This window comes from Methanoculleus caldifontis, assembly GCF_032842345.1.
Classification (GTDB): Archaea; Halobacteriota; Methanomicrobia; order Methanomicrobiales; family Methanoculleaceae; genus Methanoculleus; species Methanoculleus caldifontis.
This window is the reverse complement of record NZ_WBKO01000001.1, coordinates 979,919-996,888: the sequence shown is the minus strand read 5'-3', so window position 1 is coordinate 996,888 and position 16,970 is coordinate 979,919. Positions and strand designations below refer to the sequence as shown.

General features: G+C 65.3%; 15 protein-coding genes. 11 read left to right on the top strand and 4 right to left on the bottom strand.

Annotated elements, in window-relative coordinates; all coding sequences use genetic code 11:
* Window positions 1-20 precede the first annotated feature (20 nt).
* Window positions 21-2,291 carry a PAS domain S-box protein gene (locus tag F8E02_RS05145; RefSeq protein WP_317064412.1) on the bottom strand — a complete coding sequence of 757 codons (2,271 nt, stop codon included), beginning with the start codon at window positions 2,289-2,291 and terminating at the stop codon, window positions 21-23.
* A 243-nt stretch (window positions 2,292-2,534) separates the two neighbouring features.
* Between F8E02_RS05145 and F8E02_RS05140 the strand changes: the two genes are divergently transcribed.
* The 10 genes from F8E02_RS05140 (at window position 2,535) to F8E02_RS05095 (ending at window position 11,349) form a co-directional block, all read left to right on the top strand.
* The gene (locus F8E02_RS05140; protein WP_317064411.1) at window positions 2,535-2,993 is read left to right on the top strand and encodes a 30S ribosomal protein S15; all 459 of its coding nucleotides are present in this window, start codon (window positions 2,535-2,537) and stop codon (window positions 2,991-2,993) included.
* Window positions 2,994-2,999: 6 nt separating this feature from the next.
* Window positions 3,000-4,217 carry a DHH family phosphoesterase gene (locus F8E02_RS05135; protein WP_317064410.1) on the top strand — a complete coding sequence of 406 codons (1,218 nt, stop codon included), beginning with the start codon at window positions 3,000-3,002 and terminating at the stop codon, window positions 4,215-4,217.
* Window positions 4,214-4,456 (top strand): KEOPS complex subunit Pcc1, encoded by a 243-nt coding sequence (locus F8E02_RS05130; protein ID WP_317064409.1) that lies wholly within the window; start codon window positions 4,214-4,216, stop codon window positions 4,454-4,456. Before F8E02_RS05135 ends, F8E02_RS05130 begins: the two co-directional genes overlap by 4 nt.
* A gap of 39 nt (window positions 4,457-4,495) precedes the next feature.
* Window positions 4,496-5,089 carry a 30S ribosomal protein S3ae gene (locus tag F8E02_RS05125; RefSeq protein ID WP_317064408.1) on the top strand — a complete coding sequence of 198 codons (594 nt, stop codon included), beginning with the start codon at window positions 4,496-4,498 and terminating at the stop codon, window positions 5,087-5,089.
* 215 nt (window positions 5,090-5,304) lie between these two features.
* Window positions 5,305-5,751 (top strand): hypothetical protein, encoded by a 447-nt coding sequence (locus F8E02_RS05120; protein WP_317064407.1) that lies wholly within the window; start codon window positions 5,305-5,307, stop codon window positions 5,749-5,751.
* Window positions 5,752-5,801: 50 nt separating this feature from the next.
* On the top strand, window positions 5,802-7,037 hold the full coding sequence (locus F8E02_RS05115; RefSeq protein WP_317064406.1) for a 2,3-bisphosphoglycerate-independent phosphoglycerate mutase: 1,236 nt from the start codon (window positions 5,802-5,804) through the stop codon (window positions 7,035-7,037).
* A 16-nt stretch (window positions 7,038-7,053) separates the two neighbouring features.
* Window positions 7,054-7,902: a polymer-forming cytoskeletal protein gene (locus tag F8E02_RS05110; RefSeq protein ID WP_317064405.1), complete on the top strand. Its 849-nt coding sequence runs from the start codon at window positions 7,054-7,056 to the stop codon at window positions 7,900-7,902.
* Complete coding sequence (locus F8E02_RS05105) at window positions 7,899-8,729, top strand: class I SAM-dependent methyltransferase (protein ID WP_317064403.1); 831 nt, start codon at window positions 7,899-7,901, stop codon at window positions 8,727-8,729. Before F8E02_RS05110 ends, F8E02_RS05105 begins: the two co-directional genes overlap by 4 nt.
* Window positions 8,730-8,839: 110 nt before the next feature.
* Entirely contained in the window at window positions 8,840-10,033 is a 1,194-nt protein-coding gene (locus tag F8E02_RS05100; protein WP_317064402.1) for an MFS transporter, read from the top strand.
* Window positions 10,034-10,281: 248 nt separating this feature from the next.
* Window positions 10,282-11,349, top strand: a complete 1,068-nt coding sequence (locus F8E02_RS05095; protein ID WP_317064401.1) for a PAS domain S-box protein — start codon at window positions 10,282-10,284, stop codon at window positions 11,347-11,349.
* On the opposite strand, the gene F8E02_RS05090 is transcribed toward F8E02_RS05095, so the two are convergent.
* Genes F8E02_RS05090 through F8E02_RS05080 form a run of 3 tightly spaced genes read right to left on the bottom strand, consistent with a single transcriptional unit; the run spans window position 11,346 to window position 14,669 of the window.
* Window positions 11,346-13,364 (bottom strand): DEAD/DEAH box helicase, encoded by a 2,019-nt coding sequence (locus tag F8E02_RS05090; RefSeq protein WP_317064400.1) that lies wholly within the window; start codon window positions 13,362-13,364, stop codon window positions 11,346-11,348. The genes F8E02_RS05095 and F8E02_RS05090 overlap by 4 nt on opposite strands.
* Window positions 13,361-14,173 (bottom strand): DUF7839 domain-containing protein, encoded by an 813-nt coding sequence (locus tag F8E02_RS05085; protein WP_317064399.1) that lies wholly within the window; start codon window positions 14,171-14,173, stop codon window positions 13,361-13,363. The genes F8E02_RS05090 and F8E02_RS05085 overlap by 4 nt, the downstream gene beginning before the upstream one ends.
* Entirely contained in the window at window positions 14,157-14,669 is a 513-nt protein-coding gene (locus F8E02_RS05080) for an ArsR family transcriptional regulator (protein WP_317064398.1), read from the bottom strand. Before F8E02_RS05080 ends, F8E02_RS05085 begins: the two co-directional genes overlap by 17 nt.
* Window positions 14,670-14,726: 57 nt before the next feature.
* Between F8E02_RS05080 and hypF the strand changes: the two genes are divergently transcribed.
* Complete coding sequence (gene hypF / locus F8E02_RS05075) at window positions 14,727-16,937, top strand: carbamoyltransferase HypF (protein ID WP_317064397.1); 2,211 nt, start codon at window positions 14,727-14,729, stop codon at window positions 16,935-16,937.
* Window positions 16,938-16,970: the final 33 nt, after the last annotated feature.

Sequence of the window (16,970 nt, the reverse complement as noted above, 5' to 3'; positions counted from 1 at the left end):
GGAGAAGATAAAGATTCGGCTCACCTCTCCCCCGCAGCCGCGATGTAGCGCCGCAGGGTGAACGTGACGGCAGCCCCCTCTTCCGGGTGGCCAACGACCCGATCGCCTGCCCGGACGCTTCCCCCGTAGCGTTCCGCGAGCATCCGGACGATGTAGAGGCCGAGCCCTTTCCCGCTCTTGCGCAGATCGCCCCGCTGGTAGCGCTCAAAGACGCGCGGTTTGAGGTGGTCGGGGATCCCGGGTCCGGTGTCGGCAACCGTCACGGAGACCTCGTCCCCTTCCTCACGGACGCTGATGGCGACCCGTACCTCCGGCCCCCCGAACTTCATGGAGTTGCCGATCAGGTTTACGAAGACCTCGCCGATGAGGTCGTCTGCGAGGACCGTTGCGCCCGTTCCGTCGAAGGTGATGCGGTTATCCATGTGATACTCGCAGAGCCCCCGGATGACAGGTTCCAGGTCGACCGGACCGAGCTCGACGGACCCGGACCTGAGCCTGCGGATCGTGGAGACGTTCCGGATGATCTCGTTGCTCTGGTGGACGGCCGCCAGCGACTTCTCGACGAGCACCCCGTCCGACGCGGCGGCGCCGGACTCGAGGTACATCTGCAGGTAGCCCATCGCCGCGGTGTTCGCGTTGTTGATGTCGTGGGTGAGGACGTCCACGTAGAGGTTGATCTCCGCAGCAGCCGCGCTTGCCTCCTCCAGGTAGCGGTTCGCGGCGGCAAGCGCTTTCTCGAGGTCCTCCTGGAGCAGCCCCTTCACGACCGCGTTGCCGAGCTCGTCGCAGATCCCGAGCAGGATCCCGCGCTCGCTCCGCGAGACCGCGTCCCGCGTGCTGCTCCCGACCGCGATCCATCCTACCGGTCCGTCGTCGCCGGGGATCGGCGCCACGGCGATGAACCGGATCACCGCGCCCGGATACCTCGCCGGGACATCCTCGATGCAGCGCACCTCACCCGCCGCAACGTAGTCCCGGCAGAGGGGATCGTCCCGGTGCATAGTCGCCGGCAGGGCGCAGGCCATCCCCACCCGGGCCCGGAGGACCGCTGTATCGTTCTCCGGGCGCATCAGGTAGACGGCTCCGAGCTCGAACCCGAGCAGGGCGACGGTCTTTTCGAGCGAGACCTTGAGGAGGTCATCGAGTTTGCGGGACGCGGTCGCCGCGGCGACGACCTCATTGACGACCATGAGGTAGCGGTACTCTTCCCGCATCGCCTCTTCCACACGCCGCTGTTCAGTGATATCGCGGAGGGAGACGACCAGCCGTTCCGGGGCATCACCGTCCCTGGGGAGGCAGGTGACCGAGACCTCCGCGGTCCACTCGGTACCGTCGAGTCTGCGGAAGGTGCACTCCCCCGGCGCGAAGGACTTCCCGGAGAGGACCCGTTCCCGGTAGGCGCGGACAGCCTCCCGGTCCCGTTCGGCGATCAGGTCCTCCGGGTTCCGCCCGACCAGATCCTCCGGCCCGGCGCCCCCGAAGAGCCGGATCGCGGCCGTATTCACCTCCACAACCCTCTTTCCCGGATCGGTGAGGAGGATCCCGACATCGGCGGCGTTCAGGATGACGCGGAAGGTCTCCTCCGACCGGCGGAGCCGATTCGCCATCCACTTCCATTCGGCCGTCCCGGTGACCACCGCGCAGCCCGCCCGGCCGTCCGGCAGGAGGTTTGCCGAGAGAAGGACCGGGCAGGATGTCCCGTCCCGACGGATGAAATCGCAATCCAGACCCTCGACCCCCCGCACTTTCAGGGCTCCGGCAATCCCGGGGTATCCGGGCCAGAACGCGGGCACCTCAAGGGACCGGACCTCGTCTTCGGAATACCCGAGCATCGCGGAGCATCCCCGGTTCATCTCCAGGACCTTCCCGGTCTCGGGCGAGAAGAGGAAGATCCCCGCGCCGGAGTTCTCAAAGACTCCCCGGTACCGGCTCTCCCGCGCACGCAGGCGAGCGGCGAGATACGACACGACAGCGGCGACGGCGAGGAGTATTCCAACACGGAGAAGGGCGTTTACAACCTCAAACTCGCTTTCTGCTGCGAAAAGGAGGACCACCGTGAGATAGCCGGCGGCGATCGCGCCGGCAAACGCAACCCCCCGGTCGGGGTAGTAGTAAGCCGCAAGGACGATCGGGATGTAGAAGAGGTGGGAGGTGACGACGGATACCCCGGCGGAGAGGCAGTAACCTACGGTAGCGAGCGCGAGGAGAGCTGAGGCGATGATGCAGAAGGGGACGAGATGCTCCCAGGTGAACGTATTACCGGACCGTTGATCCGGCCGGCTTACCTTCATACAGTAGTAATCGCCCTGAACCGCAATAAATCCCCATCAATCGCCTTTTTCGGGGATCCGCGCGCCCCTCCGATACCCTTAAGCATTCTCCCGATGAATATGATGCAGCACTGCATGTGCTGGCTATGGTAAGTCCGACGTGCTCCCGGAAGCACTGCCCGCAAGGGCTCGGGATTACAGAGATTAGTCAGATTACGGACTCTTTTCTGGACTTAACATAGTGTATCTAACGGAGGTGTAAGAATGGCAAGAATGTATGCTCGGCGCCGCGGAACCAGCGGTTCAGTCCGGCCCTACCGGAAGGAAGCACCCGAGTGGTCCAACACGGACACGGCAGAGATCGAGAAGATCATCGTCGATCTCCGCAAAGACGGCATGTCGAGCAGTCAGATCGGTCTTGCGCTGCGGGACCGGTACGGCGTCCCCGACGTCAAGCTCGCCACAGGCAAGCGTATCAACGAGATCCTCCGCGAGAAGGGCCTTGAATCCGAGATCCCCGAAGATCTCCGGAACCTGATGCAGAAAGCGCTCGGGATGAGGAAGCACCTTGCGGAGAACAAGAAGGACGTCCACAACACCCGGCAGCTCCAGATCGCCGAGTCCAAGGTGCGCAGGCTGGTCAAGTACTACGTCGGGTCCGGACGGCTGCCGGAAGGCTGGACCTACAAGCCGGAGACCGCGGAGATCCTGCTGTCCCGCTGATGACCCATGTCGCTTGAAGCCGCTGCCGCCCGTCTCGCCGACCACCTCCTCGAACAGGAGTTCGTGGAGGTGCTCGCGCACCACGATGCGGACGGTATCGCCGCCGCATCCATCCTCTGCCACGCCATGTTCCGCGAGGGCGGGCGGTTCCGGCTGAGGATCTGCTCAGGCATAGCTACGGCCGACGTGCCGCGCGACGGCAGCGTGCTTCTCTGCGACTTCGGGTCAGCACTCACGGACCTTTCCGGTGACGTGATGGTGGTGGACCACCACCTGCCCCACTTCGAGGGCGACTACCACGTCAACCCGCGTCTTGCGGGAATCGACGGCGACCGGAGCCTCTCGGCGTCCGGCGCGGCCTACCTGGTCGCGCAGCGCATGGGAGACAACCGCGACCTCGCGAGCCTCGCACTCCTCGGGATCCTCGGCGACGGCCAGGAACTCGAAGGACCGAACAGGGAGATCGCAAGCGAGGGGATCGCGAACGGGTTCATCACGCCCCGCCGCGGCCTCCGCCTTGCAGGAAGGGGCCTCGTCGAGCAGCTCGCCCTCGCCGTCAACCCCTATCTCGACGGGTTCTCGGGCTCGCCCGATACAGCGAGGACCCTCGTTGCAGCGGTCACCGACGAGGACGACGTGGACCTCGAGTCCCTCCTCTCCCGGGTCGTTCTTACGGCCGCCCCGAAAGCATCGGTCTCCGCGCTCTGCGGAATCTGGGGGACGACCTACAGCCTCGGCCGGGAGGTGATCGACGAGGCCCTGAATCTCGCCGCCGTCGTCGACGCCTGCGGCAAATCCGGAAACGGAGATCTCGGCGCGTCGCTCTGTCTCCGCTCGACCCACGCCCTCAAGGATGCCTGGGAGATCACCTGCCGCTATCGGCAGGCGGTCATCGCGGGTATCCGGGGGGCGCGCAGGCTCGACGACCGCCTCGCCATCTTTGCGGTGGATGACGGCACGGTGGCAAGCGACGTCGCGGACACGCTCGCAAACGACCTCGTCGGGACCGGCCCGGTCTTCGTCATGGGGCCGAGAGGGGACCACTGCTCCGTCTCGGCACGCTGCCCGCCGGGCGTCGACCTCGACCTTGAGGCGCTCATGCGCAGGGTCGCGGAGGCGTGCGGCGGCCAGGGCGGCGGGCACCACCGGAGAGCCGGCGCCCGGATCGAACCCGGAGAAGCCGGGAGGTTCAGGCAGGAACTCCTGGAGGCGGTCGCGGCATGATCCGGATCGAGGGCACCATCGAGACCCCCCACGCTCATCCCGAATGCGTGGCGGCGGCGCTCGAACCCGACAACCTCACCCTGATCAGGACTTCCCCGGTCGGGGGAGGGGTGCGGGCAGAGATCGACGGGGCCAGACTCCGGTCGATCATCGCCTCGGTGGACGACTACCTCATGAACCTCGCGATCGCAGAAGACGTCTGCACCTGCGCGGCGCGGAAACGGAAAGGCCCGGAGTGAACTGCGGCTCAAAAACAAGGACATAAAGAGAGTGATATCATGGCAAGGAAGAAACAGGTTGGAAGAAGGGTGGAAGGCTGGAAGGCCAAGAAGTGGTACCGTGTCTACGTACCCGACGCCTTCGGCAAAGTTGAGATCGGCGACACCATCTCGGCCGACCCCGCGAACATGGTCGGCCGGGTCATGACCGCGACGCTCGGCGAAGTTGTGCAGGACTACTCCAAGTCCCACATCAAGATGAAGTTCAAGATCAACAACGTGGCCGGCGACGCCGCGTACACCGAGTTCGTCGGGCACGAAGTGACTCGCGACTACCTCCGGTCGATGGTCAAGCGGCGGGCATCCCGCATCGACACCATCCACCCGATCATCAGCAAGGACAAGAAGCTCCTGCGGGTGACGGTTGTCTGTCTCACCCTCTCGAGGGCCGAGCAGAGCCAGGTCCACGCCGTACGGCAGGCGATCTCGCAGGCCCTCGCCGCAAAGGCGGCAGAGAGCGACTTCGAGACCCTGGTCAAGGACATCGTCTCCGGCGAGATGGCCCGGGAAGTCTTCAAGGTCTCAAAGGAGATCTACCCGATCCGCCGGGTCGAGATCACCAAGTCCAAACTGGAGCAGATCGCGGCCGTATAAGGCCGGCTGCTCACCCCTTTTATCTTTCCAGGTTCGTCCCTCACGCTGCTCCGGACGCGGCGCGAAGTGCGAAGCATGTTTGAGAAGCCGTCAGGCGCGACTTGCGAGCGAAGCGGGCAGTAGCACCGTCAGGTGCGAAGTGCGACGGGTCGGAGCATGAGCACCGTCAGGTGCGAATGTATATCACCTGAGCCCGGGTATAGGTTCCGCGAGGCATGCAGGAGGCGGAGACGACGACGGCTTACCAGCAACATTCAGGCGCACCGCAGGCAAAGCAGGCCATGACCGTTCCGGGGGCGCCCGGCGAGCAGCAGAGGGTGGCGCTCGGGATCCTCCGGAGGATGCTCGTAGAGTTCCACCGTGAATGGACGGAGCTCCGGACCCGCGAGACCGACGGGGCCTGGGTTATCGCGGCAAATGCGCTCCTCGAGCGCTACTCGCACCGGATCTACGACGTCATACGCGATCTCGAGGCGGTCGTCGGCGACGACCTCGCCGTGGATATCCGGTGCCTCTCGGCCGATATGATCATGACGACGAACATCCTGGTGATGACCTGCCGCGGGGAGGACTGCTGCAGACGGGGCGATGCGCTCGCCGGAGCGGCCCTCCGTCATGCGGAACGATGCAGAACGCTTCGGGTCGCGGTCCGGGGACCCTGACCCCCGCCCGCCGGCAAGAGTAATCAGGTCCGCGATCTCACCTGTTCTTGATGATTGCTGAGAAAGTGCTATTCCTCGTGCTGGACGGGATCTCCGACCGTCCCTGCGAAGCCCTGAACGGACGGACTCCTCTTATGGCTGCATGGACCCCGGTCCTCGACCGGCTTGCAGCCGAGGGCGTCTGCGGAATCATGGACTCCATATCCCCCGGCATACGCCCCGGCTCCGACACCTCGCACCTCTCTCTGCTCGGCTACCCCCCGCAGGAGTATTACACGGGCCGCGGGCCGCTCGAGGCCGAGGGGACCGGAATCCACATGACCGCCGGGATGATCGGCTTTCGGTGCAACTTCGCCACGGTCGACGCGGAAGGGCGCGTCACCGACCGCCGGGCAGGGAGGATCTCCGGGACCGCACCGCTCGCGGAGGCGATCCGCGAGAACGTCGACCTCTCGGCCCTCGGCGTGGGGTTCAGGCTCGAGTCGGGCGCCGGCCACCGGGCGGCCCTCGCCCTGACGGGAGAGGGTCTCGGCGATAAAGTCTCCTCGAACGACCCGAAGAAGGAAGGCGTGCAGCCGCTCGTGATCCGACCCTGCACCGACGATCCCGCGGATAAAAAGACGGCAGACGCCTGCAACGAGTTCATCCGCCAGTCACACAAGATCCTCTACGACCACCCGCTCAATGTCAGGCGGATGGAAGAGGGGCTGCCGCCGGCAAACCTCCTCCTGATCCGGGGCGCCGGGAAGATGGGCGCGTTCCCGCAGTTCTCCGAGCGTTACCACCTCTCCGGAAGCGTCATCTCCGCGGCAACCCTCATCTCCGGGATCGGGAAGGTCGTGGGGCTGGAGCACATCCCGGTGCCGGGGACGACCGGGTCGGTCGACTCCGACCTCGACGCCAAGGTGAAGGCGGCGCTCGGGGAGCTCGGCCGGAAAGACTTCGTCCTGGTGAACATCAAGGGCGCGGACGAGGCCGGCCACGACGGGAAAGGGATCCAGAAGCGCGACTTCATCGAGGTCATCGATACGGCGCTCGAACCGCTCCTTTCGCTTGAGAAGACTCTTATCGTCATCTGCGCCGACCACAGCACCCCGTGCTCGATCAAGGACCACAGCGCCGACCCGGTGCCGGTCGTCATCAGGGGTCCGGGCGTCCGGACGGACCGGAACACCCGGTTCGACGAGGTCTCGTGTGCCGAAGGCGGCCTTCACCGCATCCGCGGCTGCGATCTCATGCCGATCGTCCTGGATCTAATTAATAAGAGTCATAAGTATGGGGCATGAAGATCTTAGCGGGTAAATGGAACCGACAGGCGATCACGACTGGCTCAGGGCCTGCACCCTCCCTGACCAGACCGAACTCCAGGAGAGGACGCTCAAGACCGGGCAGGATATCGTCATCGGTGACCGGTGCCGGATCGATTACGGCCTGTCGGGGAACGACGTCGTGGTCTGTGAATTCAGCAAGATCAACGGCAACATCGTTGCCGCAGGCGACGCCCGGATAGACAACTGGTGCGAGGTCGCCGGCGACGTCATCGTGGAGGCGGACGCCTACCTCGGCGAAGGGGTGAAGATCCAGGGCAAGCTTATCGTCAGAGGCGACCTCGATATCGGGGACAATGTCCAGATCGAGCGCGGGTTCGAGGCGAAAGGCTGGATCTCCATCCGGAACCCGATGCCGGTCATCATCTACATCATGATGTACCTGGTCGCCGTTCTCAGGATCGAGAAAGAGGAAGAACTCGAATCCGTCCTCCAGAAACTCTTCGGCGACGACGAAGTCCCCGCCGGGACCCCGTTGATGATCCCGGCGGGCGCCGTCCTCAATATGGAGACCTTCTCGGTCCCGGGAGGGATGGCCATCGGGTCGGGGTGCCGGCTGCACGGGAACATCCGGGCCGGCGCGATCGCCGTCCGGGAGGAGACGACGATCTTCGGGAGCCTTCACGCGAAGGAAGGGGTGAGCGTCGGGCGGGGATCGGTCGTCCACGGCAACGTCCAGACAGACGACGATGCCGTGGTCGAGCGGGGAGTGCATATCCTCGGGAACGTCTCCTGCCGGGGACTCACCCTGCACGAGGACGCCCGCGTGGACGGGGTCATCCGGGCGCCGGGCGGCCTGAAGATCCAGAGGCGAGAATCATGAAGGTTGCAGATATCCTTGAGGTCGACGGGTGCCGGCTGGTTGAACCGTCGTTTGCCGAACTGACGATAGACTCCTGTACAGCCCTCCTGCTTGAGGCTGGGGCGGATGAGGCCCGGTTCCTGGTGGACGAAGACGAGGAGCCGCTCGCCCTCGCGCTGCACGACGGGACGGGCTGGCGGGCCGCTTCGTTCCTCTTCCGCGACCCGAACCTTGCGGCGATCGAGTGCTTCGAGGCGCTTGACGGCGAGATCTACCAGGAGAAGCGGGAGGCATGGCTCTCGGCGGTCCGCGAGTATTACAGCATGGAACTCTCGGCAACCACCGTCCCCGCCTTCGAAGACCTCCGTCCCGAACGTGAGGAGATGATCCGCGACCTCATCCGCGAGGTCTGGGGCGACCGGGCTGGGACGCTCTGCCTCGACTGCTGCTGCGGGTCGGGTGTCGGCACCGCGGCCCTCCGGGCGGACGGGGTGCGGGCGCTCGCCTGCGACAACGACCCGGCTCTCCTCGCGCTCGGCCTCGCGAAGGGCCGCCTTGTGCCGGAAGACACCATGTGCATCGACGCACGGGTCGCGGCCGACTATATCGCACCGGTGCCTCTCGGCGTTGCGTTCATGGCCGGAGAGATCTACTCCTACAACGCCGACCTCTGGGAGAAGATCATCACGGAACTCCTCGACCTCACCGACGAGACGCTCGTCACCGTCGGGACCGAGGCCGAAGCGGCGCGGGTAGAGGGGTGGTGCGCCGGGAGGGACGTCGAGGTCTTCGAGAACCGCCGCGACCCGATCTATGACCGGTGGTGCTGCGTCGCACGGCGGGCCTGATCCCGGCTCGCCAATATATAAGGCAGATCATCGCCAACTCTTTTTCCCGCAATTGCGAACCGCCGGCTGCAGACCGGGCTCAACGGTTCTGCCAATCAGGTGTCATCTGCATGAATACCCCAAAACGAATCTATAACGTCTTATTCATCTCCGTCTTCGCCACGATGCTCGGGCTCGGCGTCGTGAGCCCGCTCCTGCCCATCTACGCGGAGAACCTCGGTGCGACCGGCATCTGGCTCGGCATCATCTTCTCGGCGTTTGCGCTCTCCCGGTCGGCCTTCATGCCCGTCATCGGGAGGATATCGGACCGCCGGGGGAGGAAGCGGATCATCCTCATCGGCATGTTCGCTTACGCCGTCTTCTCGCTCGCCTACGTCGTCGCCGACAGCGTCTATTCCCTCACGACCGTCCGCTTCGCCCACGGAATAGCTTCGGCCATGGTCGTCCCGATAGCCATGGCCTACGTCGCGGACTTCTCGGAGAAAGGGAAGGAGGGGAGCCGGATGGGGAACTTCTCCATCTCGATGTTCCTCGGGATGGGAGTAGGGCCGCTCGTCGGCGGGTTCCTGAACGATACGCTCGGCATGGACTCGGTCTTCTATGCCATGGCCGGCCTCTCGGCGCTCGCCACGCTCCTCGTCGCCGTCTCGCTGCCCGAGGCCAGATCGGGATCGCTCGCCCGCCCGACCGCTTCCCCGGCCCCGATGCGGGAGATCCTCACGCTGCCGGTCATGCGGGGGGTCATGATCTTCACCCTCATCAGCGCCCTCGGCCGCGGGGGCATGATGGTCTTCATCCCGGTCTTCGCTCCGCTGTTAGCGATCAGCCCCTTTGAGGTGGGGATCGTCCTCTCCGCAAACACCTTCCTGATGGCGCTCCTCCAGGTGCCGGTGGGGAGGATCACCGACACGGGAAATAAGGTCGCCCTGATCGTCGCGGGATCGACGATAGCAGCCCTGGCGATCATAGCAATCCCCCTCTCGGGATCGTTTGGCCCCCTGCTCGTGGTCACGTCCATCGTCGGTGTCGGGGGTGCCATCCAGCAGCCGGCGATCATGGCCCTGACGGTCGATGCGGGCCGGACTATCGGGATGGGGACCTCGATGGGCGCCTACAACACGGTCTTCGGGATCGGGATGATCGTAGCGCCGCTGATCGGTGGCATCTTCATGGACTTCATCGGTATCGACGCCGTCTTCTATGTCGGCGGGGCGATAAGCCTCCTCGGGACCGCAGTCTTTGCGGTGATGATGCAGAAGAGTGCCGGCAAAACCACCGTCGGCGAGGCTCCGGGGCCCGGATAAGCCGGATCTCGCCCGGGGTTCAGGAAACGCCGGCGAATGTCAGGCAGGAGGATAAGACCCTCATCCTCCCGTCGAAAAGAGGGAACCGGGCAGGATACTTTCCATCCACACAAGAAAATTTTATATATCTCTTTCTCTATCATGGGATACGATGGCACGCGCGTCCCCTGCGTGCCGGTATCGCCGTGACAACAGTCTGCAAGGCCGCCGGACGATCTCGCCCGGCCACACCAGCAAAATACAGCGACATGGCTTCCTGCAAGCACGCACCCACGATCCCGGATGCCCCTCCTGCGGCCCCCCGTACCTCCGGCCGTACCCTCCTTCCTGCATTCGCCCTCCTGCCCGGCCTTCCAGGGGAGGTCTGGGCCTCCCCGGTCGCCATGCTCGCCGGGCTCTTCGTCTTCGGCATCGCCTTCGGGCTGCTCGGGGTCTGGCTCAAGGAACGGGATGTAGCCGCCCGCATCGCCGGTATCGGTGCGGAGGTCGAGGCCGCCAGGGAAGGAGGCGGCGCCCCGGCCCGTCTCCCCGCGGACGGGAGCGACCCGGTCGCGGCGTTCGCCGGCGGGATCAACCTGATGCTCGAGGATCTGGAACACTCCCGGCAGGAACTCCGGGAGAGCAGAGACCGCTATCGTCTCCTCTTTGACAGCGGCAACGATTTTCTGCTCGTCTGCGCGGTCGGGAGGGAAGGCACCCCCTACCGGATACTGGATGCGAATGCGCTCGCCTGCCGGTGCCTCGGTTACTCCCGCGAAGAACTGCTCGCCGTCGCTCCGCAGGCAGTCATCCTCATCCGAAGCGACGGCACGCGGGACGACCACCGCCTCCACAGCGCCGACCTGATGCCCAGGTACGGCGAACGGATCCCCGTCGAAGCGACCATCCACCGTATCAGCCTTGACGGCGCCCCGGCGGCCCTCATCATCGCCCGGGACGTGACGGAACGGCGGCAGGCCGAGAAGGAGCTGATAGAGTACCGCTACCGCCTCGAAGAACTCGTGACGCAGCGGACCAACGAACTCCGGGCGGCGAACGAGAGCCTCCGGCGCGAGATCAGGGAGCGGGAGCGGATCGAGCGGGAGAAGGCGGAGGCATACCGGCAGATCGAGCGGAACATCGAGCAGTTCGCGGTCCTGACCGACCACATCAGAAACCCCCTCCAGGTCGTCCAGGGGATGGCCGACCTCATCGAGGACGAGCGGGCGGCACAGATCCGCGAGCAGGTCGGCCGGATAAAAGAGATCCTCCGGCAGCTCGACGACGGCTGGGTGGAGTCGGAGAAGGTGCGGGAGTATCTCAAGCGCTACCGCTAACGCCCCTGCGGCTCCTCGGTTGCAGCGCACTCGAGTTCCGCGACGATCTCGGCCGCATCGTCCACCCGCTTGACCAGGTCCAGGATCTCGATCAGGCGTTCGGCGCCGATGAAATGCTCGGCCATCACCCGGGCCATGTCGGTCAGTTCGATCCGGCCCGCCCGCCGCTTGACCAGTTTGTAGTCGAGGAGAGTGGGGAGGGCGGGCTCGAGCGTCCCGACCATCGCGTGCGTCATGCGGATGATCTGCTGCTCGTCGCCGCCGCAGACGACAGCGTTCGCGACGAACTCCTCCGTGCTCTGCTCCATATCGTACTCGGGAGCCACCTCCTCCATATCGCCTCGCAGGAGGCCGACGGCGACCTCCTCCTCGGTCTTCCCGGACGTCCGGGAGTAGGACCCACCGGGCTCCGCGAGGATGACGACCCGACCGAGGTCGTGGAAGTCGGGCCGGCCTGCCCGGCCCATCATCTGGTGGAACTCCTGGACGGTGAGCCACTGGATGCCCATCGCGAGGGCGTCGAAGATCACCTGGGAGGCCGGGAAGTCGACGCCGGCAGCGAGTGCCGCGGTCGTCACCACAGTCGCGATCTCGCCGTTCGCGAACCGCCGCTCGACGTCGCGGCGCTCCTGGGCGGTCAGCCCCGCGTGGTAGGGGGCGGCGTTCTTGCCGACGGCGTCGGCGATGACGTGGCAGCGGGCCCGCGAGTTCGTGAAGACGATCGTCTGGCCCCGGTAGCCTTTTGACGACCGCACCTTGAACTCCTCGGCGGCCATCTGCTTGATGAAGTTGATCTTTTTCGACCGTTCGACGAAGAGGAGGTGGCGCTCGAGCGGGACCGGACGGTCGGCATAGCGGACGAGGTTCGCCCGGAGTTTCTCTGCAAGCAGCCCCGGCACCCCGATCGTGGCCGAGAGGTAGAGAAACTGGGCATCGGGGGCGACGTGCTTGAGCCGGGCGATCAGCCCGTCGAGGCGGTGGCCCCGCTCGGGGTCCTCGAGCATCTGGATCTCGTCGATCACGACGGTCCCGATGTCTTTCAAGGTCCGTCCGGTCCGGAGGGCGTGGTCGATCCCCTCGTAGGTCCCCACTACGACGGGAGCGTTGACATCGCGGTCACCCGCCGGCCGGGTCTCGGGAAGGTTGAGGCGGCTCACCCCTGTCTGCAGGGTGACCCGGACCAGGTGGCCGTAACGGTCGCGGAACCGCTGGTACTTCTGGTTCGCGAGCGCGACGAGCGGGACCAGGAAGAGCATCCTCCCCCGCCCTTCGAGGAAGTTCTTCATCCCTGCCATCTCCCCGATGAAGGTCTTGCCGCTCGCGGTGGCGGAGACGACGAGGAGATGCTGCCCCTCAAGGAGCCCGTTCTGGACGGCGAACTGCTGGACGGGCATCAGATACTCGACTCCCGCGGCCTTCGCGAACGCCGGAGGGAGCGGGAGCTCGGTGATATGGGCGGTCTTCTGGACTTCGTGCGCCTCGAGCCGGTCAAAGAGGGTCCGCGACCGGTCGGGTTTCTCCGGCCCCACCGAGGCGAGGACCCGGTCGAGGTCCCGAGCCTGGGCGAGGAGTTTCTCGAGGTGGACGAGCACGGAGCCGCCGAACCGGCCCATATAGCCAAGTTCCCGGCGCATTTCGCGCTTCGCGCAGTCCATGCAGATCCATTCGCCGCCGTAGCGGACCCCGGTCGCCTTATCGACGGGGACGAACCGGTCCTCGAGCTGGCAGAGCCGGCAGATATCGATCTTCGATACCTGGATCTGGAGGTCGGCAAGGAACGACTCGAACTCCGGGCTCCTGCCCGCCAATTGGACCGAGGATCGGCGCAGCAGCCCTATCAGATCCCGCGTCGGGGTGGGTTTGAGGGGTTTGCCCCTCCTGCGCATCTTGAAGTTTTTGGGCCGCTGGCCCTTCGGGGTCCCGGTCAGCTCCACGAATCCGGAAGCTTCGACGCGGCCGCCCTCGACAAACAGCAGCTTATAGGTCCCCTTCTGGGGCTGGACAATAACCTTCATGGTGCTATCAGGTCGTGGATCGTGTAGGTGAGCCCCACCGTCTCCAGTCGCTTGAGAAAATCGGTAAACTCCTCATCAACGATAAGGATTGCGCACTCCCGGCCGTGGAACGCCGCTTCGATAACGCCCTCGCGGGAGCCAAAGAACATATCAGGTTCGATATTTGCCTTTTTGAGGGCCACGTAGGATTCAAGACCCACCGCGGCCACCATCTCCGCGTCCCGGACGGCCTCTCTGAGGAGGTCCGCCCGGACCTGGCGGGACCCGCCCCGCTCCACCCGCGGTACCTTGCAGACGTGGACAAGCCCCTCCGCGTGCTCGATGATCCCGCTCAGGTGAGCCACGCCGACGTCCTCTCCGGCCGCCGCATCCATGGTCGCGAGGCCCGTGGCGCTCTGCTCCGTCTCTTTCGTCGCGTAGAGCCAACCGGCCCGCATGAAGACGCCGACGGTATCCCCCTTCGCGATATCGTCCCGGGCGACGGCCGTCCAGACCGCGACCTGCCGGATGATGTCGCGGTTGACGTGGCGGGCATAGGCCTCGAGAGCCTCTGCGTGCCGCAGGACCCACTCGATCCCGTTCTTCGTCACCTCGTACCGGCCCCGGCCCTGGGCCATGACCAGTCCTTCGTCCACCATCTCGCGGATGTACTCGGAGACGGCCTGGGGGGTCACGCCGAGTTTCGCGGCGACCTCCTGCTGGCGGATCGCCGGCTGGTGCTCGGCGATCTCGACGAGGATCTGGAATCGCGTGGCTTCGCGTTTGCTGCGCAGGATCACGTAGAGCGGATCGTCACTGAGGCCGGTCAAGCAACACCATTCCCTGCCCTTTCACGTCGAGACCGGGGATCCTCTTCGCCAGCCCCTTGATGAAGATCGGGCTGACACCGTATTTCCGGGATATATCGCCGATTGAGGTGGTCCCTGCTACGATCTCCTGTTCGACCGAGTCCACGATCGTGCGGAGGCCTTCGTCGTTTGAGACGGCGATGTGGAGCAGGTCCCCGATATCGCCCATGGTACACTGGAAACTGGCCCGGAACTTGCTGTACGTCGTCCGGTACTCCTTCGTCGGCTTCTCACCCGGCCTTGGCATCCGCCACTGCTCTTCGATCAGGTTTCCCTTCCGGAGGATGGAGAGGCACTCGGTCACCACCGGACCGGCGGCGTAGGCGACGAGCTCCTCCTCGGTCAACCAGGTCTTGTTTAAGAGTTCGTAGATCCGTTTATAATCGGCGTTATTGAATGTTATAAGGAGAGGAACAAGCTCAACTGGATCATTAAGAATCTTAATATGCCCCGTCAATGCGATACCCTATTGTTATATCGTTGTATAACTCCATAAATTTTTGCTGAATTCTCAATGCGTACACGTGGTACTATCATCATCCGGGGCATCGTGCAGGGGGTCGGATTTCGCCCCTTCGTCTATGCAATGGCCCGGAAATTCGGGATCACCGGGACCGTCAAGAACCTCGGGAGCGAGGTGGAGATCCACGCATGTGGGGAGCGGTTCGAGGAGTTCCTCGAGGCAGTTTCGAGAGGGACGCCCTTATCCCGCATAGATTTCATAGATGTCCAGGATCTGCGCGGCTGTCAGACCGAAGGGTTTACCATCCTCGAGAGCGGCTCCGGGAGCCTCTCGGGATTCATCCCCGCCGACGTCGCGACCTGCGACGACTGCATCGCCGATATCTTCACGTCGGGCGGCCGTTACGAGGGTTACTGGGCCACGTCCTGCGTCAACTGCGGCCCGCGGTACAGCATCATCACCGCGATCCCCTACGACCGGGAGCGGACGTCGATGGTGGAGTTCCCGACCTGCCCCGACTGCGAGAGTGAGTACACGGACCCCTCCTGCCGGCGGCACCACGCCCAGACGATCGCCTGCGCCGCCTGCGGCCCCCGCCTCGCCCTCTACCGGGCCGACGGGACACCGGTTGCGGCGGCGGACCCGGTCCGGGAGGCGGCAGCCCTCCTTGACGGAGGAGCGATCGTCGCCATCAGGGGGATCGGAGGATTTCACATCGCCTGCACCGAGGAGGCGGCCCCCGAACTGAAACGCCGCCTGGGCCGGACGGAGCAGCCCCTCGCGGTGATGGCGACCGCAGGCGAGGTGGAACGGATCGCGGTCGTATCAGACGAGGAGCGGGAGGTTCTCCGCTCCCTTGAGAGGCCGATCGTGGTGCTTGAGAAGAAAGACCACGCATCGCACCCGGGCATCTCAAACCTCCACACCATCGGGTGCATGCTCCCCTACACCGGGCTGCACCACCTCCTCTTTGCACGCCTCGCCCACCCGCTCCTGGTCATGACGAGCGCGAACCTGCCGGGCTACCCGATGATCACCGATCTATCGGTCGCCCTCGGCAGGCTCTCCGGAGAGGTCGACTACATCCTCACCCACGACCGCCGGATCGTCAACCGGTGCGACGACTCCGTCGTGCGGGACGGCTACATCATCAGACTCTCGCGTGGCTTCGCCCCGAAGCGGGCGGCGATCGATCTCGGGGATGCCTGCATCCTCGGCGTCGGGCCGGAACTGAACGCGAACGTCTCCGTCTACCGGAACGGGTTCTGCATCACCTCGCCCCACGTGGGAAACGTCAGAAACCCCCAGACCCTCGCCTACCTGCAGGAGACGACGGAGAAGATCGGGGGGCTCGTCGGGGCGCGATACGACGTGATCGTCCACGACCTCCACCCGCAGTTCCTCTCGACCCGCTACGCGAAAGAGATCGCCGAAGCGGCCGGGGCGGAACTCCTCGCCGTCCAGCACCACCGGGCGCACATCGCCGCCGCGACCCGCGAGGAGTGCGTCGGGATCGCGATCGACGGCGTGGGCTACGGCGACGACGGGACCATCTGGGGCGGGGAGGTCTTTGCCGGGCGGGTCCCACACCTCGACCGGGTCGCCCACCTCGAGGTCGTCCCGATGCCCGGGGGCGACCTCGCCACCCGGTTCCCGGAGCGGATGCTCTACGGTATCCTCCCGACCTCAGGGGTCCGCGACCTCCTTGCGTCGCGGGGATGGAGCGAGATCGAACTTGCGGTTCTTTCAAGGCAGGTGGAGCGGGGCCTGAACGTCGCCGCGACCTCGAGCACCGGGAGGGTCCTCGACGCCGCCGCGGCCCTCCTCGGGATCTGCCGGGAGCGGACCTACGACGGCGAGCCGGCGATGAAGCTCGAGTCGGCGGCTTATGCCGGGCGGGCGTCGGCCTGGGACCTGGTCTTTTCGCGCAACGACGGCCGCGAGGTCCTCTCGACCCGTTCGCTCCTTGCGGAGGCGTACCGGCGGTCGGCTGTCGGAGAACGGACGAACGACGTCGCCGCGTCGTTCCAGTATAACCTGGCAAGAGGCGTCGCCGCGATGGCCGTCCGGGCAGCGGAGGAGCGGGGGATCCCCCGGGTGGCGCTCTCGGGCGGGGTGGTCTACAACCGGGCGATCCGGGAGACGATCGCCGGTGAGGTCCGTGCCGCCGGGCTTGAGATGATCATCAACCGGGACTACCCGCTCGGCGACGGGTGCATCAGCTTCGGCCAGGTGGTCTACGGGGGGAGCGGGAAGGAGTAAGGCGGCCAGCCCCTGCCCTCACGCCTGATAGGC